The organism is Acinetobacter sp. (assembly GCF_041911495.1).
Taxonomy (GTDB): domain Bacteria; phylum Pseudomonadota; class Gammaproteobacteria; order Pseudomonadales; family Moraxellaceae; genus Acinetobacter.
On the sequence record NZ_JAYROT010000019.1, the window covers coordinates 1 to 19,784 of the forward strand.

The 19,784-nt window shown below is 40.9% G+C and carries 20 protein-coding genes; 6 read left to right on the top strand and 14 right to left on the bottom strand.

Annotated elements, in window-relative coordinates:
- Positions 1–43 precede the first annotated feature (43 nt).
- Positions 44–763, top strand: coding sequence for an arsenical resistance protein ArsH (gene arsH / locus ACE3PQ_RS02325; RefSeq protein ID WP_374294861.1), 720 nt, complete (start codon positions 44–46; stop codon positions 761–763).
- Positions 764–831: 68 nt separating this feature from the next.
- Here the strand turns inward: arsH and ACE3PQ_RS02330 are convergent, their stop codons facing one another.
- Together ACE3PQ_RS02330 and ACE3PQ_RS02335 are read right to left on the bottom strand one after the other, a co-directional pair.
- Entirely contained in the window at positions 832–1,692 is an 861-nt protein-coding gene (locus ACE3PQ_RS02330; protein WP_374294863.1) for a MaoC/PaaZ C-terminal domain-containing protein, read from the bottom strand.
- Between the two features lie 125 nt (positions 1,693–1,817).
- Positions 1,818–3,209: a 3-oxoacyl-ACP reductase gene (locus ACE3PQ_RS02335; RefSeq protein WP_374294864.1), complete on the bottom strand. Its 1,392-nt coding sequence runs from the start codon at positions 3,207–3,209 to the stop codon at positions 1,818–1,820.
- Between the two features lie 304 nt (positions 3,210–3,513).
- Here ACE3PQ_RS02335 and ACE3PQ_RS02340 point away from each other — a divergent pair, with 304 nt between their 5' ends.
- Complete coding sequence (locus ACE3PQ_RS02340) at positions 3,514–5,100, top strand: acetyl-CoA C-acetyltransferase (protein ID WP_374294867.1); 1,587 nt, start codon at positions 3,514–3,516, stop codon at positions 5,098–5,100.
- Positions 5,101–5,261: 161 nt separating this feature from the next.
- Positions 5,262–5,990 carry a pseudouridine synthase gene (locus ACE3PQ_RS02345; protein ID WP_374294868.1) on the top strand — a complete coding sequence of 243 codons (729 nt, stop codon included), beginning with the start codon at positions 5,262–5,264 and terminating at the stop codon, positions 5,988–5,990.
- A 14-nt stretch (positions 5,991–6,004) separates the two neighbouring features.
- Here ACE3PQ_RS02345 and ACE3PQ_RS02350 read toward each other — a convergent pair whose 3' ends face one another.
- The 7 genes from ACE3PQ_RS02350 to ACE3PQ_RS02380 form a co-directional block, all read right to left on the bottom strand.
- Positions 6,005–6,445 (bottom strand): N-acetyltransferase family protein, encoded by a 441-nt coding sequence (locus ACE3PQ_RS02350; RefSeq protein ID WP_374294870.1) that lies wholly within the window; start codon positions 6,443–6,445, stop codon positions 6,005–6,007.
- Between the two features lie 146 nt (positions 6,446–6,591).
- Positions 6,592–6,879 carry a type II toxin-antitoxin system RelB/DinJ family antitoxin gene (locus ACE3PQ_RS02355; protein ID WP_374294899.1) on the bottom strand — a complete coding sequence of 96 codons (288 nt, stop codon included), beginning with the start codon at positions 6,877–6,879 and terminating at the stop codon, positions 6,592–6,594.
- 255 nt (positions 6,880–7,134) lie between these two features.
- Entirely contained in the window at positions 7,135–7,890 is a 756-nt protein-coding gene (gene ispD, locus ACE3PQ_RS02360) for a 2-C-methyl-D-erythritol 4-phosphate cytidylyltransferase (RefSeq protein ID WP_374294872.1), read from the bottom strand.
- Positions 7,877–8,242 carry a septum formation initiator family protein gene (locus tag ACE3PQ_RS02365; RefSeq protein ID WP_374294874.1) on the bottom strand — a complete coding sequence of 122 codons (366 nt, stop codon included), beginning with the start codon at positions 8,240–8,242 and terminating at the stop codon, positions 7,877–7,879. The genes ispD and ACE3PQ_RS02365 overlap by 14 nt, the downstream gene beginning before the upstream one ends.
- 22 nt (positions 8,243–8,264) lie before the next feature.
- Complete coding sequence (gene eno / locus ACE3PQ_RS02370; RefSeq protein ID WP_374294876.1) at positions 8,265–9,554, bottom strand: phosphopyruvate hydratase; 1,290 nt, start codon at positions 9,552–9,554, stop codon at positions 8,265–8,267.
- A 183-nt stretch (positions 9,555–9,737) separates the two neighbouring features.
- A complete protein-coding gene (kdsA, locus tag ACE3PQ_RS02375; RefSeq protein WP_374294878.1) occupies positions 9,738–10,595 on the bottom strand; it encodes a 3-deoxy-8-phosphooctulonate synthase in 858 nt (285 codons plus the stop codon).
- 50 nt (positions 10,596–10,645) lie between these two features.
- Entirely contained in the window at positions 10,646–12,286 is a 1,641-nt protein-coding gene (locus ACE3PQ_RS02380; RefSeq protein WP_374294880.1) for a CTP synthase, read from the bottom strand.
- Positions 12,287–12,588: 302 nt separating this feature from the next.
- Between ACE3PQ_RS02380 and ACE3PQ_RS02385 the strand changes: the two genes are divergently transcribed.
- Entirely contained in the window at positions 12,589–12,978 is a 390-nt protein-coding gene (locus ACE3PQ_RS02385) for a hypothetical protein (protein ID WP_374294882.1), read from the top strand.
- A gap of 78 nt (positions 12,979–13,056) precedes the next feature.
- On the opposite strand, the gene ACE3PQ_RS02390 is transcribed toward ACE3PQ_RS02385, so the two are convergent.
- Positions 13,057–13,596: a hypothetical protein gene (locus tag ACE3PQ_RS02390; protein WP_374294885.1), complete on the bottom strand. Its 540-nt coding sequence runs from the start codon at positions 13,594–13,596 to the stop codon at positions 13,057–13,059.
- Positions 13,597–13,732: 136 nt separating this feature from the next.
- On the opposite strand from ACE3PQ_RS02390, the gene ACE3PQ_RS02395 reads away from it, so the two are divergent.
- On the top strand, positions 13,733–14,512 hold the full coding sequence (locus ACE3PQ_RS02395) for an AzlC family ABC transporter permease (RefSeq protein WP_374294887.1): 780 nt from the start codon (positions 13,733–13,735) through the stop codon (positions 14,510–14,512).
- Positions 14,502–14,831, top strand: coding sequence for an AzlD domain-containing protein (locus ACE3PQ_RS02400; RefSeq protein ID WP_374294889.1), 330 nt, complete (start codon positions 14,502–14,504; stop codon positions 14,829–14,831). The genes ACE3PQ_RS02395 and ACE3PQ_RS02400 overlap by 11 nt, the downstream gene beginning before the upstream one ends.
- A gap of 108 nt (positions 14,832–14,939) precedes the next feature.
- Here the strand turns inward: ACE3PQ_RS02400 and ACE3PQ_RS02405 are convergent, their stop codons facing one another.
- From ACE3PQ_RS02405 to prfA, 4 genes are all read right to left on the bottom strand, one after another.
- Positions 14,940–15,983 carry an NAD(P)H-dependent flavin oxidoreductase gene (locus ACE3PQ_RS02405; RefSeq protein ID WP_374294891.1) on the bottom strand — a complete coding sequence of 348 codons (1,044 nt, stop codon included), beginning with the start codon at positions 15,981–15,983 and terminating at the stop codon, positions 14,940–14,942.
- Positions 15,984–16,197: 214 nt separating this feature from the next.
- On the bottom strand, positions 16,198–17,364 hold the full coding sequence (locus tag ACE3PQ_RS02410) for an MFS transporter (protein WP_374294893.1): 1,167 nt from the start codon (positions 17,362–17,364) through the stop codon (positions 16,198–16,200).
- A complete protein-coding gene (prmC, locus tag ACE3PQ_RS02415; RefSeq protein WP_374294895.1) occupies positions 17,364–18,191 on the bottom strand; it encodes a peptide chain release factor N(5)-glutamine methyltransferase in 828 nt (275 codons plus the stop codon). The genes ACE3PQ_RS02410 and prmC overlap by 1 nt, the downstream gene beginning before the upstream one ends.
- Positions 18,192–18,233: 42 nt before the next feature.
- Positions 18,234–19,322, bottom strand: a complete 1,089-nt coding sequence (gene prfA, locus ACE3PQ_RS02420; RefSeq protein ID WP_374294896.1) for a peptide chain release factor 1 — start codon at positions 19,320–19,322, stop codon at positions 18,234–18,236.
- Between the last annotated feature and the right edge of the window lie 462 nt (positions 19,323–19,784).

The window sequence follows — 19,784 nt, forward strand, 5'->3', positions numbered from 1 at the left end:
CATTGAATAAATCGTTTATATAAAAAAACCCAATTGAGACTTTATGAATATTTCTGACCCAAGTCTACCCAACCTAAATATTGAACAACTGCAAAAGCCGAGTTTTAATGAGATTCAAGCGGTTAAGCGAGATCATCCGCCACGAATTTTATTGCTATACGGCTCAAATCGTGAACGCTCATACAGTCGTCTTGCTGTATTAGAAGCAGGTCGAATCTTGCAGTATCTCGGCGCTGAGGTCAAAATCTTTCATCCCAAAGGATTACCTTTGCCCGAAGATGCTGAAACTGATCATCCCAAAGTCGCAGAACTTCATGAATTACTCCGTTGGTCGGAAGGCAGTGTTTGGTGTTCACCTGAACGCCACGGTGCGATGAGTTCGATTTTAAAATCACAAATAGATTGGATTCCACTTGCCAATGGCGCAATTCGTGCAACGCAAGGTAAGACACTAGCATTAATGCAAGTTAGCGGCGGCTCACAGTCTTTTAATAGCGTCAATCAAATGCGAATATTGGGACGTTGGATGCGCATGATCACCATTCCAAACCAATCATCTATTCCCAAAGCTTTTTTAGAGTTTGATGAAAATGGACGCATGAAGCCGTCTGCTTATTACGATCGGATCGTCGATGTCATGGAGGAATTATTTAAATTTACCCTGCTCACTCGTGGACAAAGCGACTATTTTACCGACCGCTACTCCGAACGTTGTGAATCAGCAGAACAACTCTCTAAACGTGTCAATCAACGAAGTCTTTAAGCCAGATTAAAAAAGCATAAGCTCAGAGTGAACTTATGCTTTGAATGAATTGCTCGAAAACTGTCTGCTTAAACCAATTTGGTTAATTCACCTGACAAATGTGGTTTTTTATTCTTAACATTTTGCACAAGAAAATCGGTACTTTGTTCTTGTTCTGCAGTTAAAAGCTCAACTTGTGATGGCAACTTCATTGGCAATTTAAACCACACATCTGCGCTATAGCTTGCAGGTAATGGTGCCAAGTCTGCCAATGCACGTGCTTTACTCCACATGCCATGCGCAATTGCATTGTTAAAGCCAAATGCTTTGGCAGTGAGTGCATGGATATGAATCAAGTTAAAATCACCTGAAATCATCGCATAACGACGACCTGTATTTTCGGCCAAACGCCATGTTTGTTTTAACTGATAATTTGGCTTGGTTTCAGATTTATTATTCTCAGTTTGCTTTTCTTGCACTTTTTGACGTGATAAATAGGTGGTTAAACCTTCAAATACCAGTTCATCACCTGATTTTGCACTGATGATAAAGTCAAATTGTACGCCTTTATCATGTGGTTTAAGCTCGCCGAATTTACAGCTCAATTGTAATGCTTCAGTGGCTTGAATCACTCGATACTGCTTGATTTGATTACGAATATGTACCAAACCTAACAGTACAAATGGAAACGGCTCACTGGTCATCATGTGCATCTGTAGGCTTTGTGCTAACACTGCCAAATACATTGCAGGCACTTCATTATTCGCAGGGAAATTACAGATTTGTTGATATTTTTGCAGATGATCAGCGTCAATCTCTAAACGATCAACCACATACTCCACTTGTGGTAATGTTTTTTCTTTGCTACCACCTTTTTTAATCAGTCCTTGAATGACCTTTGGATAAGCAGCATACGCTTTAGGCAATTGGTCAAAATGACGTGTTCTCATTGATTTATCCTCTAATTTTATCTCAAAAGCTTTTCATATATAGCCATGATAAAAAAGGGTGACTTGCACCCTTTTATCTTTTTATAGCTTATATAAAAGATAAGTCTAAGTTAAATTCTAGCTGATTAAGCGCCAAGCAAGCTCTGACCGCAGACACGTACCACGTTGCCATTTAGACCTGTTGAAGCAGTTGATGCAAAGTATGCAATCGTTTCTGCAACGTCTACTGGCAAACCACCTTGACTCATTGAGTTCATACGACGACCTGCTTCACGAATTGCAAATGGAATCGCAGCAGTCATTTGTGTTTCGATAAATCCAGGTGCAACTGCATTGATGGTAATACCATTCTTCAACGTTGGTGCTGTGAATTTAACCAAACCAATCACACCTGCTTTTGATGCTGCATAGTTGGTTTGACCCAAGTTACCTGCAATACCGCTGATCGAAGATACGCAAACAATACGACCGTTGGCATTTAAGCCTTCATTATTCAACAAGTAATCGTTTACACGCTCATTCGAAGCAAGGTTGATGTTAATCACCATGTCCCAGAGCTCAGGCTTCATATTCGCCAAAGTCTTGTCACGTGTTACACCTGCGTTATGCACGATGATGTCTAGACCACCCTTGTCAGCTGCTGCCGCTTTGATCTTTTCACCTGCATCAGCAGCTGTAATATCGAGTGCCAACACAGAACCACCGATTTCCCCTGCAACACGCTCAAGATCAGCTTGTTGTGGTGGAATGTCTAAGCAAATCACGTGTGCACCATCACGTGCCAAAACATGCGCAATCGCTTCACCGATACCACGGCTTGCACCAGTCACAACAGCTGTTTTTCCTGCCAAAGGTTGAGCCCAGTCGATTTTAACCGCTTTGCCTTTAGACACATGAATCACTTGACCTGAGACATAAGCAGAACGTGGAGAAAGTAGGAAACGAAGTGTAGATTCAAGATTTGCTTCTGCACCTTTGTCTACATAGACTAGCTCAGCAACCACACCTTTTTTAAATTCTTTACCGACGGATTTTACAAAACCTTCGAGTGCTCGTTGCGCAATCGCTGCAGATACAGAGCCTGCTTTCTCTGGTGTCGTACCAATTACGATTACACGACCAGAGGCTTCAAGTTGACGAGCAACGGGATTAAAGAAGTTGTACAAATCTTTTAATTGATCAGCATTTTCAATACCTGATGCATCAAATACCAATGCTTTAAATTTAGACTCTTTATCACCACTATTAAATGCACGAAGATTCAAACCCACTTCCGCAGCTGTTTGCTGTAACTGTGCATTATTGCCTGCATAGGTATCCGCATGGATATTGCTCAATACTTGGCTAATTGCACCAGTCAAAGTGCTATTGACCGCAGCACCAAGAAGCACCGCACCTTGGATAACAGGCGCACCCGCTTGAAAACGATCTAAAGCGGTTGGAGATGGTAGACCCAAATTTTTAATGACAAACTTACCAATTGGGGATTTTGCAAAGGCTTGATATTGATCAGACATGATTGTTCTCTTAAACTAAGGTTAATTCGGACTAAGGGTTAACTTGGACTGAATGAATTACAATAAGAATGCTTCGATATATATCAAAGTTTCAGCGGTAAATATCGCAATGATCCAACGATATTGTCACCAAATTTTAATCACTATTGATAAAAATGATTTTACATACCATTATCATACTGAGTTTAGATAGACTTGTCTTGACCTCTCGATTGGATTTATCCTGTCTATACAGTCAATTTGATCAAGTCTATTTTGTGATAATATTATGATTGAAAATGAATAAAACACTTGGGAAACCACGATGAGCAAAACACCTCAAGATCCATCGAAAGTGACATCAACCGATTCGTCTTTACTGTCAGAAACATCAACTCAGTCGAAAGATGCAGCTAAAACCACAGCGATAAATAGTATAACTCGTCGCCGTACAAGCACATCGACTGCTACTCCAGCTAAAACAGCAACGCCTCGCAAAGCTACATCCCCTAAGACAACTGCGACAAAAACAGCGACTGCGACTAAAACTGCGAGCCAAACAGCGACAAAATCACCGAGTACACGTACTCGAAAATCCACAACCTCAACCCCTGTAAAAAAGGAACAATCTATGAGCCAAAATACAGTTCGCCGTGTTGCCATTATTGGCGGTAACCGTATTCCATTTGCACGTTCAAATGGTGCTTATTTTACTGCTTCAAACATCGACATGTTTACTGCTGCATTAAATGGCTTGATCACTCGCTACAACCTACAAGGTCAACGTCTTGGTGAAGTTGTTTCTGGCGCAGTATTAAAGCATAGCCGTGATTTCAACATGACTCGTGAAAGTGTTCTAAACACTGAACTAGCTCCTGAAACCCCTGCGTATGACATTCAACAAGCATGTGCCACTGGCTTGCAAGCTGCTTTCTTAGTTGCAAACAAAATTGCGCTTGGTCAAATCGAAGTCGGTATCGCAGGTGGTGTGGACACAACTTCTGATGCGCCGATCGCTCTTGGTGATGGCGTACGTAAAGTATTACTTGAGCTCAACATCGCAAAAACTGGTAAAGACCGCCTAAAAGCATTGTCAAAAATCAATGTGAAAGATTTGATGGATGCACCGAAAAATGGTGAACCACGTACTGGTATGTCAATGGGTGATCACCAAGCGATTACTGCGCTTGAGTGGAACATTGCACGTGAGGATCAAGATGAACTTGCAGCATCTTCTCATCAAAAAATGGCAAAAGCCTACGAAGAAGGTTTCTTCAATGACTTAATCACACCTTTCATGGGTCTTGAGCGTGACAACAACCTACGCCCAGATTCTACTGCTGAAAAATTGGCAAAATTAAAACCAGCTTTCGGTAAGGGTGAAAATGCAACCATGACAGCGGGTAACTCTACCCCACTTACAGATGGTGCATCTTGTGTGCTACTTGCTTCTGAAGAATGGGCGAAAGCAAACGGTCATGAAGTCCTTGCTTACCTTACATTCTCTGAAACTGCTGCGGTTGACTTCGTTGGCAAAAAAGAAGGTTTGTTAATGGCTCCTGCTTATGCAATGCCACGGATGCTTGAACGTGCTGGTCTGACTTTGCAAGATTTTGATTTCTATGAAATCCATGAAGCATTTGCATCACAAGTATTGTCTACACTGAAAGCTTGGGAAGATCCAACTTTCTGTAAAGAACGTCTTGGTCTAGACAAGCCACTTGGTTCTATTGATCGTAGCAAATTAAATGTCAAAGGCTCATCACTTGCAGCGGGTCATCCATTCGCGGCAACTGGTGGTCGTATCTTGGCTTCTGCTGCAAAACTACTCAATGAAAAAGGTTCAGGTCGTGCATTGATCTCTATCTGTGCAGCAGGCGGACAAGGCGTCGTTGCGATCGTTGAGAAGTAATTTCGACAAATCACATCATTTAAATTGCTAATTTAGCGATTTAACAGAAACCATCAATTCACTCGAATTGGTGGTTTTTTCATGCAAAGTAAAATTGTTAAACTACAAATGACGGCTCAATTCTTTTATACTTAGACTCTATTTTTATTGATTATTTTCCAGTGCAACTCGATAAACTACTGCAATCTCAAGGCTTTGGTACACGTAAACAATGTCAAATTTTGATTCATCGTGGACACGTCAGCATAAACGATGATGTCGTTCATGATCACAAATTTCGTTGCAACACACCAAATTTTCAATTTTCAGTACACGGTGAAGAATTTAGCTATAGAGAAAAGGTCTATATTGCCTTAAATAAACCACAAGGCTATGAATGTTCACACCGAACAAATCATCACCACAGTGTATTTGAACTACTGCCCGACTATCTGATCGAGCGTAATGTTCAAACGATTGGACGGCTTGATCAAGACTCAACAGGTTTGCTTCTACTGACCGACGATGGACAATATCTACACCAACTCACGCATCCGAAGAAACATGTTTTAAAATATTATCAAATCCACACGGCTGAAGCGCTGAGTACAGATGTAATTAAGCAACTTCAAAACGGCGTAGAACTACGCAATGAACAAGGTCTTTTTCAAGCCTTAAATTTTGAAGAAATCGGTGAAAGACATTACCGATTTGCGATTTCTCAAGGTGTTTATCATCAGGTGAAACGGATGATCGCAGCGGTTGGCAATCATGTGGACGAATTGCATCGTGATCAAATTGCCGAATTAAAATTGGAACAATTGTCCATACAATCAGGCGAATGGTGCTATTTGAGTGAATCAGAATATCAATCTGCAACGGTTCGAGTAATTTCAGAAAATAACTCTTAGGAAATCAATTAGATTTAGATAAAGCAGTGATACGACTCGAACTCATGATCTTTAACAAAACCAAGCTTTTCATACAAACGACGAGCTTCAACATGGTCCACTTCAGTCTGTAAGCTAATACGTTTTACTTGTTGTTGGCGTGCAAACAAAATTGCCGTATCAATCAACTGGTGTGCCGCACCTTGACGACGATAGCTTGGCGTGACATAAGTATCATCCAAAATATAATATTCACGACAATCAGCCGTAGAAAAACCAAGATATAAGACAATAAATCCTGTAATCACATCATCTTTTTGACTAACAAAGATAATAGTCTGTTGGTTTTGCATACGCTTGGTTAAAAAATCTTGCGTCTGTGCAAGATTCGAGCTCGTGCCATGAAACTGGCGATATTCATCAAATAATACTGTTAATAAAAGCAAATCTGCTTCTGTGGCACGACGTACAATCATAATTTTTATTCCAAAATTTTAAAAACGATTAAATCAAACCGCTCGTTAAAGCGGCTAAGTTTCATTGTATTGCCATATAGCATATACAAAAAATCACCCCAAAAAGTGTCGTTTAGTTATTAAAATGCAACAAGATTTTAGCAATATTATTTTTTGTCAGAATTTAAAATTTGATCTAACTCTGTAAAGATATCGTGATGATTTTCTTCATTTTCAGCAACTGTGGCAGACTTATCAATCACAGGTGTGTGCAATAAAGACGGTTGAATGCTTTTGCTCTCAATCTGAAATGGAATAGATTGTGTAAGTACAACCTGACGAAAAAACATTCGAATTGCTTGTGCAGGTGTTAGCCCCAACTGACGAAATACAGCAAATGCCAGTTTTTTTTCATCGCTATCTAAGCGAATTTGATAAACCTCAGTCTTTGCCATGACGTGAATCCCTAATAATCTCCAGTAATTGTATCCCTTCACCTTACTTTTTACCATAAATCATCATTCATTTGTGATGACAAAAGCCTTGTAATTTAACTTGTGTTATTTTTGCGTCATTACAAAGTAATGTGGAATACATGACTTTTGAAGTCTAGCAAAAATAAAATCATTATGGAATCAAAAAAATAACAAAATACTACTAAAGGTGAATTCATTCTGAAACATTCACCTCATTGTCATTACAAAATTTGATTAGTTTGAATGCAGAGAGTTTCTTTGCAGAATGAGTGTGGCAAATTCCAAATCATCAGGATACGTAATTTTAATATTGTCGCTACGCCCTTCTAACAATTTGACTGGGACATTTAAGTGCTCTAATGCACTTGCTTCGTCAGTCACTAATAAATTGTTCTGAATCGCATGCTGCAAAGCTTGATAGAGCACACCATATTTGATGATCTGTGGTGTTTGCGCTTGCCACAGACAGTTGCGATCTATCGTCGTTTCAATCTCTTGGTTTGCTTTTGATTTTTTTAAAGTATCTCGTACTGGCACAGCAATAATCGCTGCGTCTTGATCTGTTTCACAAAAGTTAGCAATCGCTTCAATCTGACTTTGATGTAAACAAGGACGTGCCGCATCATGTACCAGTATATAATCATCTTGATCGGCAATACCTTGCAAATGTTGTAATGTTGCAAATACCGAATCCATACGCTCTTTGCCACCGACACAAAACTGTACAGGATGCGCATATTGAATCTGACTCGCATAGATATCATTTGCACTGATGGCAATCACACAATTTTCAAGTGGAAGCTGATACAAAGCATTGACGCTATGCTGAAGCACAGTCTGCCCTGCGATCTTTAAATACTGTTTTAATTTTGTTTTGGAAAAGCGTTGACCTGAACCTGCAGCTGGAATGACACCCCACAGTTTTGGTTTTTGATGCGTATTATTTTGTGAATTGAGCTGTTGAACAGGCTCGGAATTATTCTGATTCATTGGTTTGCCGTTCTAAGGCAGTTTCTTCACGGTTATTCAAATAGATCGGCTGATAAGCACCACTAATCATACTCATTTGTACGAAAGTTTCATGTGGTTTCACCAAACCAAGATCTAAACGCGCATGTTCCTCAATCGCTTCATAACCATTTTTCAGGTCGTACACTTCCGCTGCGAGAATGCGATTTCGTTCAGACAACTCCTGATTGGTTTCGATCTGCGTGGTCATGTCATTGATGAGTTTTTCATGCATAAAATAACCACTTTCACCAAACCAATAGGCGTATTGCAGACTTGCGACAATGAGTATCGCAAGTCCGATGATGATTCGACCTGTTGCCGTAGCAAACATATTCAAGTGCCTGACTATAAAATTAGTTTAAGCCTTTAAACTCAGCCTTACCACGGTACGGCGCTTTGATCAATTCTTCAATACGAAGTAATTGGTTGTATTTCGCCACACGGTCAGAACGGCATAGTGAACCAGTTTTGATTTGACCTGCTGCTGTACCTACTGCAAGATCAGCAATCGTTGAATCTTCAGTTTCACCTGAACGATGTGAAATGACTGTCGTATAACCATTGGCTTTGGCAAGATAGATTGCATCAAGTGTTTCAGTCAAGGTACCGATTTGGTTGTATTTGATGAGGATTGAGTTACCGACTTTTTCATCAATACCACGTTGCAAAATTTTTGGATTGGTGACGAACAAATCATCACCGACCAATTGAATCTTATCGCCCAAGATTGAAGTGAGGTACGCCCAACCTTCCCAATCAGACTCATCCAAACCATCTTCGATCGAGATAATTGGATATTGATTCACAAGCCCTGCAAGATAGTCTGCAAATTGATTACTCGTGAATGCTTTATTGCCTTCACCTTCAAGCACATATTGACCATTTTTGTAGAATTCAGACGATGCGCAGTCTAAAGCCAACATGATGTCAGAACCTGCTTTATAGCCTGTAGTTTCAATCGCTTGAAGAATTACGGTAATCGCTTCTTCGTTTGAACGTAAGTTTGGCGCAAAACCACCCTCATCACCTACGGCAGTATTCAAACCTTGTTTTTTCAATACAGATTTCAGCGCATGGAAAATTTCCGCACCTGCACGTAAGCTTTCAGAGAAAGAAGTAAAGCCCACTGGTTCAATCATAAATTCTTGAATATCAACGGTATTGTCTGCGTGTGCACCACCATTCAAAATATTCATCATCGGCACTGGCATGGTCAATGAGGTTTGACCACGCAGATTAGCGATATATTGGAATAATGGAGTTTTTTGCTCAGTCGCCGCAGCATGCGCTGCAGCAAGTGATACTGCCAAAGTCGCATTCGCACCAAGTTTTGCTTTGTTATCAGTTGCATCTAAAGCAATCATCTTGTCATCAAGTGATTTTTGCTCAAAGACATTTTGACCAAGAAGCAACTCACGAATATCACTATTCACATTTTGTACTGCTTGGCGTACGCCTTTACCCAAATAACGAGCTTTATCGCCGTCACGTAGCTCTAATGCTTCACGTGAGCCTGTAGATGCACCACTTGGTGCACAGGCACGTCCAACTACACCAGACTCAAGAATCACGTCAGCCTCAATGGTTGGATTACCACGTGAGTCCAAGATTTCACGGGCACGAATGTCAGCAATTTGGCTCATTTATTTTTCCTCAATCGTTATCAAATATCTTTAATCAAACTATGTTCAATCAATAAAATTACGCATTCATCATAAATCAGTAATGGAGTTGTCTCAATTGTGTTTGCGACGAGGCAACCGAACGACGATGTATATGAATACTTCGAGTGAGGTTAACGACGTAGCAGGCTCAATTGTGGCAACTTAATGCGTATCCAGTTGTTTAAAACCTTTAACCAATGTATCCAATTCTTTCAACTGCGACAAGAATGGCTCAAGTTGAGAAAGACGTAATGCACATGGTCCATCACATTTTGCTTTATTCGGATCAGGATGCGCTTCTAAGAACAGCCCTGCAAGTCCAGTTGCCATGCCCGCACGAGCAAGCGTGGTGATTTGCGCACGACGACCACCCGCTGAGTCTTCACGACCACCCGGAGTTTGCAAAGCATGTGTCACATCAAAGAATACAGGCACATCCATCGCTTTCATGGTATCAAAGCCAAGCATATCCACCACAAGGTTGTTATAGCCGAATGCAGAACCACGCTCACACAGAATCAGCTTATCATTACCCGCTTCTAAGCACTTATGCAGGATATGCCCCATCTCACGTGGTGAGAGGAATTGCGCTTTTTTGATGTTAATGATTGCATCGGTTTTCGCCATCGCTTCAACGAGATCAGTCTGACGACTTAAAAACGCAGGCAGTTGAATAATATCCGCAACTTCGGCAACAGGTGCAGCTTGGTATGGCTCATGTACATCGGTAATGATCGGCACGTTAAAGTGTTTTTTTATCTCACCGAGCCACTCAACACCTTTTTCCAAACCTGGCCCACGAAAAGAGTTTAAGCTTGAACGGTTTGCTTTATCAAAGCTTGCTTTAAAAACATAAGGAATTCCAAGACGCTTACAAATGTCGATATAAGTTTCAGCGATTTCAAATGCCAAGTCTTTCGACTCAAGCACATTCATGCCACCGAACAATACAAATGGCAAATGGTTCGCCATCTGAATGTCACCTAATTCAACGATTTGTTTTGCTTTAAGTTCTGTCATGAAATTTCCTTAAACTCTTTTCCTAATCTTGAATCAATTTGTGTAAAGCCTTACGCCTTTCCTTGAAACTGATTTTTTGCCGCAGCGATAAATCCAGCAAACAATGGGTGTCCATCACGTGGTGAACTGGTAAATTCTGGGTGGAACTGAACCGCAATAAACCACGGGTGATCAGAAATTTCTACCGTTTCCACTAAGTGTTGCACCGCAGAATAACCCGAAATCTTCATACCTACTTTTTCAAGATCATCAATATAACGGTTGTTCATCTCATAGCGATGGCGATGGCGCTCACTGATCTCCGCAAGTCCATAGGTATCACGAATTTTCGTGCCTTTAACCAACTCGGACGTTTGCGTACCAAGACGCATGGTACCGCCGAGATTCGATTCATTATTACGTTGTTGCAATTCGCCACGTTCATCTAACCACTCTGTGATTAGGCCAATCAATGGTTGTTTGGTATTACGGTTAAATTCTGTTGAAGTTGCTTCAGGCATACCTGCAACATTACGTGCAAACTCAATCACCGCAAGTTGCATACCCAAGCAAATACCAAGATACGGTACTTTATTTTCACGAGCGTAACGAATCGCTTTCATCTTGCCCTCTGTGCCACGCTCACCAAAACCACCCGGAACAAGGATCGCATCCGCATCACATAAGGTTTCATAAACATCAAGTGTTTCAAGTTGCTCAGCATCAATATAGTCGATTTGTACTTTCACACGATTGCGAATCCCTGCATGAAGCAACGCTTCATTGACAGATTTATAGGCATCAGGAAGCTCAACGTATTTACCCACCATTGCTACACGCACAGTAAATTCAGGGTTGAATAAAGCCTCGCAGACTTGATCCCAATCAGTTAAATCAGCTTCTGGTAAATTGTCAAAACCAAAACGCTCACAGATGAGATCATCAACGTCTTGTTCATAAAAATTACGTGGGATTTCATAAATGGTTTTGGCATCTTTACAGACCACAACGGCTTCTGGACGAACATTGGTAAAGAGCGCAATTTTACGACGTGTATCTGCATCGACATCATGTTCAGTACGGCAGATGAGAATGTCAGGCTGAATACCGATTGAAAGTAATTCTTTAACCGAGTGCTGTGTAGGTTTAGTTTTTAGCTCAGCTGCAGATTTGATATAAGGCAATAAGGTCAAGTGCATCAGCATCGAATGCTTATGCCCAAGCTCCACCATGAGCTGACGCACGGATTCCATAAATGGCAATGATTCGATGTCACCGACTGTACCACCGATTTCCACAATCGCCACGTCAAAGCCCTTACCTGCAGCAAGCACACGTGCTTTAATATTATCTGTAATGTGTGGAATCACTTGCACTGTACCACCAAGATAGTCACCACGACGCTCTTTATTCAGCACGTCTTGATAAACACGACCACTGGTGAAGTTATTGAGTTTTGTCATTTTTGAGCGCTTGAGAAAACGCTCGTAATAGCCTAGATCGAGGTCAGTTTCCGCTCCATCTTCGGTAACAAAAACTTCACCGTGTTGGAATGGGCTCATTGTACCTGGATCGACGTTAATGTACGGATCCATTTTGACCATCGTGACCTTAAGACCACGCGCCTCCAAAAGTGCAGCAACAGAAGCAGCAGAAATACCTTTACCAAGTGATGAAACCACACCACCTGTGACAAAAATAAAATGAGTCATTCGAATTCTCGTACAATGGCACCGAAAAACGGCATACAATGTTTGGCGATTTTACTGTAAACCCCCCTCATAAAGCAAAACTAATCGCATCTTTTGGGCAATAATTTTATCGAAATGCTGATTAAAGCGTCTACGTACCATAAAAGCACAATTCGAGTTATGAATTTTTACAATTTAAGTTTTTAGTTTGATATAATTCACATAATTTTATGTTTTGTGAAATGAAGAAAACGATTATGAAATCTACTTTTTTAAAATTGATCATGGTCAGTTCTATAAGTGCACTACTACTTACTGCGTGCATGAAAAAAGAAAAGCCTGAAGACGCTGAGCAAGAGCAAACCAATCAAACTGAAGTGCAAGAATCAGACTTTCAAGAATTGGACAATGGTCAAGAACAAGCTGAATACACCGATCTTGAAGAGATAAATGACAATTCTGGCACAGCGGAAATCACTGCAAGCGAACAAGATGCTTATGTTGATCCAACACCTGCACCAAGTAGTAGTTCTACGAGCTCGAATAGTTCTTCATCGAATAACAGTAGTTCGAATAATACATCATCTGCAAACAATGCAAATACTGTGAGCAAAGATGTCGTGAATGATGAACATGCGTTATCTGCTGCTGATGCCACTGAAGATGATGCTGTAGCAGCAGCAATGAAAGCCGCTCAACCTGCTTTGCAATAATTAATTCATAAATAGCTGTATAAAAAAGCTGACTCTACGTCAGCTTTTTTATACGCAACTTTCCTGTGATTGTTTAAATCAAATCGGCGCTTGGCTAATTTTCGGTGGTGTATTGCCATACTTCGGATTTTCAATCGCATCTTTGCAATATTGTTTATCACGCTCATAGTTCAGTTGCTTCTGCGCACGATCACTGCTCTGCTCTTGTACACTTCTCGCCCAAGCATCCAAGCTATTCAATGATTTACGGCAAAGTGCATACTTCCCTTCGGTCACTGAGTCTGTCATTTTAACTTCAATGCGCCAACGTGTTGAAAGTTCACGTAGTGGTTCTCGCACCATGCCATCAAGATCAGGATTACTTTTCGCATTATCAGCATAAATGAGTTGATCCAATTGATTAATCAAAATCCATGCTTCATTCGCAACAGCAGAAGCATCATTTGTTAATTTTTTTGCAGGCTGGATTTTCTGACTTGTATTTGTATTCAGCTCATTTTGACTGTTTGTACTCTGCGAGTTTGCACTTTTCTCGTTCATATTAATATTCTGAGGATTTCCACATGCAACACACAACACGCTCATCAGTACAACGGAACATTGAAGTTGAAATTTCATACGATGCCACCATAGTCTAATCAATTGACAGGCTCGCATATTAAAAAATTATATTAGAATACTCAACCGCTATTCCCACATTATCTTGAAGCGATAAGTATTTTGTGATTTCTGCGCTGTATTTCTAAAGGTTTTTATGTCCAACTCGCATATCGTTTCAAATCCAAGCACACCTGCGCAAAGTAACTTTTTATATGGTGCACGAGATGCCTTAGTTATTGTATTTACGTATCTACCTGTGGCCTTTGCATTTGGTGTGGCAGCGGTCGGCTTTGGTTTTAATTCGTGGAAAGCGCTATTCTTATCTTCTACCATTTATGCAGGTGCCAGTCAGTTTATTGTCATTGCACTTTTGGCATCGGGTAGCTCGATTTGGGTGGCGGCGATTACCGTGATTATTCTAGATCTGCGTCATGTTCTGTATGGTCCAGCGATGTATCAGCAAATTCCGCAACCTGTCCAAGCAAAAATAAGCATGAAAAAAACAGGATTTTGGGCATGGGGATTGACCGACGAAGTGTTTGCAAGAGGTTTGATTGAACTCAGTCGGCGCAAACAAAACTGGTCTGAGGCGTGGATGCTCGGTTTGAGTTTTAGCTCTTGGGCTTCTTGGGCGTTTGGTTCATTTGTCGGTGCGATGTTTGCCGATCAGATGCATCTGATGCCGAAGTTTTTACAAGCCAGTTTTGACTTTTTATTGCCTGCATTATTTTTAAGTTTTTTACTGGCAGCATTTGAGAAGAAAAACCTTCACATTATCATCACTGCTTTGCTATTCAGTGCGCTAGGTTATTTATGGTTGGGTTTATCTTTTGCGATTTTCTCAGGAATTATTGCGGGAATGTTCGTCGCTTTAGTCAAATACTACGGCGTTGATAAACACACATCCCAAGGAGCACAATCCAATGAGCATTGAGATTCTGTTAATTGGTTTAATGGTCGGCTTAGCCAACTTTTTTAGCCGTTTTGTACCAATTTGGCTAGTACATAAAAAACAGCAACAACAGAAAAATAAAGGTCGTGCGTGGATTGGCGTGGCGATGGCAAGTATTGGTGTCAGTGCGATTTGTGCCATGTTCATGATTGCGACATTACCACCGTTAATTGAGCATCATGATCGGATTTTTGCCATGAGTTGTGGATTTTTGGCATTGATCATGATGTATGCGCTGAGTAAAAAGATTATTTTGGCGACCTTAACAGCGGCGCTGATTTATGGCGTATTGTTTACCTAGGTGCATTTCTAATGACGAATTAGACAAGCAAACTTAGCAAAAATTTATTTATCAAAAAAATCAGCACCATATATTGATGCTGATTTTCTACGATTTGAGCAAAACTTATTACAGTTCTTGCAATTCCTGCACCAATTTTTCCATCAATTCTTTGGCATCCAAACGGCGAATATTTGCCACATTACTGCCTGCCCAATATGCACCAAAAGCTTGTTCATCTTGTTTTGATGCAACTGCATGCAGTTGTTTTGCCAAGTCATAAGTATATGGATAGCCCGCATGAGATGGTCGATCTGGCAAATCAACAAATTGATGCCACGCATTGAGTAAACCACGTGCAGGACGACCTGAAATATTATCTGTGATTTGGGTAATCGGCTGTTCAAAAAGCAATTCTCGATAGGCGTCATTGGTAGCGGATTCTTTACACTGCACAAATGCTGTCCCCAATTGCGCTGCACTAGCACCAAGCTCCAAATACAATCGAATATCTTCACCTGTCATGATGCCACCCGCTGCAACGATCGGTAGATCAAAATATTGATTCAAAATAATCACCAAATCTAAAGTCGTCAATCCCGCATCACAGCTTGGATTAAATGTGCCACGATGTCCGCCTGCTTCAACACCTTGCGCAATCAACACATCAATGCCTGCCTGCTGTGCCAAATAGGCTTCACTCAACTGAGTCACTGTCACCAGTGTAATGATGCCCGCTTGTTTTAAAGCAGAAATCTGTTCAGGCGTTGGTAAGCCAAAATGAAAACTCACTGCTTTCGGTTTTGTGTCTAACACAACTTTCAGCAAATCATCATTCGATAAGAAACTTTGATAAATTTCATTAAGTTGCGTTGGCACTTCTACATCAAATTCATCAAAGTGTGGACGAATATAATTAATCCATTGTTGTGCTAGCTCAGCATCATAGGCAATCGGTTGATGGCAGAAAAAATTGACTTGAAAAGATTTATCAGTCAATTGCTGTGTCTTGAGAATGACTTGTTTTGCCGTTTCGACATTGCTCGCACCTAGACCTAATGCGCCTAAACCGCCTGCATTAGACACTGCCGCCGCAAGCTCTGGTGTAGACGTACCTGCCATCGGCGCAACAAATATAGGATGTGTAATTCCTAAGCGTTGTAATAAATCCATTTGACCATCCAACTCTCTTCATAAATGCCATTATATCGTCGAAGAAATTTATTTCTGACACAATGCAACCAATCAAGGTTAATGCTGTAGCAGGATTAAAATTCAATGACAGTAGATACTTTTAGCATACCCCTTCTTTCAGCTTTGTGTATTTTAATGATAAATATTCACTATTTATGGTGACTTGATTCACTGCAAATGTTAATGACAAGTTCTAAGCCATCTGATTGTTTGGCAATGCTTTGATAAAAACGAGCCCAAATAAACACACACCACCTGCGATAATAAAAATCCATTGTCCAGACAAAACTTCCCAATATTTTCCAGCAAGCAAACTCCCGAATGCCACACCGAGTCCCCACATGGTGCTATACAACGCCTGCCCTCGCCCCTGCTGTCCCGCACTAAAGTGTTGCAAAATCATCCGCATGGCGATCAAATGAAATAAACCAAAACTAAAGGCATGAATCCATTGCGCAAAAAACTGTATCCAAAAATGCTCAGCAAACACCCCAACAATGATCCAACGCATACTGGTCAACACAAGACAAATGGCAACTAAACTACGCCATGAAAATTGCTTAAAAAACCATGTCGCATAGGCAAACATCACGATTTCTGACACCACCCCCATCGACCATAACAGCCCTGTTTGCGTGGTGGAAAATTGATATTCATGCAGAAAATTACTATAAAAGCTATAAAACGGCGCATGAGAAAACAAAAGGAAAAATTCAATGAGAAAAAAACACGCCACCGCAGGACGTTTTAAGATCGGCAAAATCGGCTCAAGTTTACGCTGTGCAGTCGGTGCTTGCGTTGGCTCAGCAATGCTAAACGAACACAGAAAAGCACAAGCGGAAATACACAGTAAAAGAATCGGCAGATTAGTAATCGGAATCCAATCCAAAATTGCACCAATCACAAACACGCCAACGATGAAGCCGATCGAGCCCCATTTACGGATTTTGCCATATAAAGTCTGATGTTGATCACCGAGCCAAAATAGCGTGACACCTTCAAACTGCGCCAAGATTGCATTTTGAAAAAAGCTAAAAATCAGCATGATAATGGCGATACTTTGAAATTTTTTATCGATACTGAAAATGGTGAGCCAAATCACCGCTTCAACAAAAGTGGCAATGCGTATCCACAACATGCGCTTGCCCGTCAGATCGGCGAGCCATCCCCAAATAAATGGGGCAAAAAAACGAGTGATCACCGCAATGGTGCTGAGCAAACCAATTTCAAAATGACTAAACTGTTGGAATTCCAAATATAAATTCCAATACGGCATGAATGTGCCCACGATCGCATAGTAGAAAAAGTAAAATGCAGACAGTCGTATACCGATCTTTTGCAAATCGTTTGACTTTTGCATTAAACAAATTGCCCCAAAGTCACCCGATCATTACCACCATAGTCCTGCACAGTACGCACATTTTCAAAGCCATGCTGTTTCAATAAATCTTGCACAGCATTCGCCTGATCATAACCATGTTCAAGCACAATCCAGCCATTCGCATTCAGCCACTGCGGTGCTTCACGAATAATAAATTCTAAGTCAGATAAACCTTTATTCTCAGCGACTAAAGCACGCTGTGGTTCATATTCAAGTTTAGCCACATGCGCATCATCAGGATCAATATACGGCGGATTTGATACAATCAAGTCAAATTTTTCATGGTGCTGTTGCGTCGATAAAGCCTGATACCACGAGCCAAGCGCAAAATTAACGGCATTTAAATCATGCTTTACGGCATTAAACTTTGCCACTTCAAGACTTGGTGCATAAATATCCGTAGCTGTGATCTGCCAAAGTGGTTTTTCTGAGGCAAGTGCCAATGCAATTGCGCCTGTACCTGTACCCAAGTCCACTACATTGGCAACTTTCGGCAAATCTAAAGCCAATACTATTTCGATCACAATCTCGGTATCAGGACGTGGCACCAATGTGTCCGAAGTAACTTTTAAATCCAAAGTCCAAAACGGCTGTGAGCCGATGATATACGCAAGCGGTTCATTTTTAGCCAAGCGCATTATGCCATCAAGATAGTGCTGTTCTTGCTCCGCAGTTAGCACTTGCATCATATTCATTTTCAGATGCAATGGACTAAGTTTAAGAATATGCTCAAGCAACCATGTCGCCTCTTGGCGTTCATAGCTATCCACTTGCCCACGCAGATTTAAGGCTTGTGCAATATTCATCGCATGGCCTGAATTTTTGAAACAATGAAAATTTTATAAAGATTAGGCATCATTCTCTTGTGCCAACATTGCCAATTGATCAGCTTGATATTCACGGTGCAGATTGTCCAAGATTTCGGTTAAATCCCCTTCCATGATCGCATCGAGCTTATATAAAGTCAGATTGATACGATGATCCGTCATGCGCCCTTGTGGATAGTTATAGGTGCGAATCCGTTCCGAGCGATCACCCGAACCCACCAAATCACGACGCATTTCTGAAGTCGCCGCATCGGCAGCAGCACGTTTGGCATTTTCAAGGCGTGAAGCAAGTAGTGCCATCGCTTTGGCTTTGTTCTTATGCTGTGAACGCTCATCCTGACATTCCACCACCGTACCCGTTGGAATGTGGGTGATACGTACCGCAGAATCAGTTTTGTTAATGTGCTGACCACCCGCACCTGATGCACGGTATGTATCAATACGCAAATCCGCAGGATTAATATCGACCGACGTATCCACATCGACTTCGGGCAAGATCGCGACAGTACATGCCGAAGTATGTACACGACCTTGCGACTCGGTTGCAGGCACACGTTGTACACGATGCGCCCCACTTTCAAATTTTAAGCGACCATAGACGCCTTCACCATCAACACGACAAATGACTTCTTTATAACCGCCATGTTCGCCTTCATTTTCAGACAAGATTTCAATACGCCAACCTTGTGTTTCGGCATATTTACTATACATACGGAATAGATCACCTGAGAAAATCGCCGCTTCGTCACCACCCGTTCCTGCACGAATTTCAAGGAATGCAGCATTTGCATCATTCGGATCTTTGGGAATCATTAAGATGTTAAGCTGACTTTCAAGGTCATCAATCAAAGCTTTATTTTCTTTGATTTCCTCTTGTGCCATTTCTTTGAAATCTGGCTCGGATAGCATGCCTTCAGCAGTCACAATATCTGCTTCGGCTTGGGTATATTGTTGCCAGACATCAGTGATCTCTTGTAGTTCACTATGTTCACGAGAGAGTTTGCGGAATTTATTGTTATCCGAAATAACTTCTACATCTGCCAATAAGGCATTTAACTCTTCATAACGATCGACCAACTGATCCAAACGTAAACGTAGCGACTCTTTCATATAATAACTTTCTCTTTGTCCTAGATTCTATTTCTAGGTTTTACTTCAACGAATGTGTTTCAAATTCGGTGCATCAAAATTATTTCAAAACAATGAATAGAAATCATGAATAAAGACCATGACTAAAAATCATTAAAGATGTGAAATTGATCAATGCAATGTGGCGCATAGTTTAACGACAAATCATTGTAAATCCTATCGACAACATCAACTTTTAGACAATGTGAACGTATTGGCATTTCAAATTCAGAATAAGGAGTAATTACGGTGAAAGTTACAGAAGATACATCTTTCGCTACCTTTGAGTTACGCAAAGTATGTTAGGACTTACGCATTGACGGATTCAAAAAAGTATTAAAATAGTTTATAAAGTATCTGTGATCAGACGAACTAAACATGCTTCTACAGCAACTTGTACATTACCCATTTATATGGGCTTTCTCATGACAGAACCGAACTCTA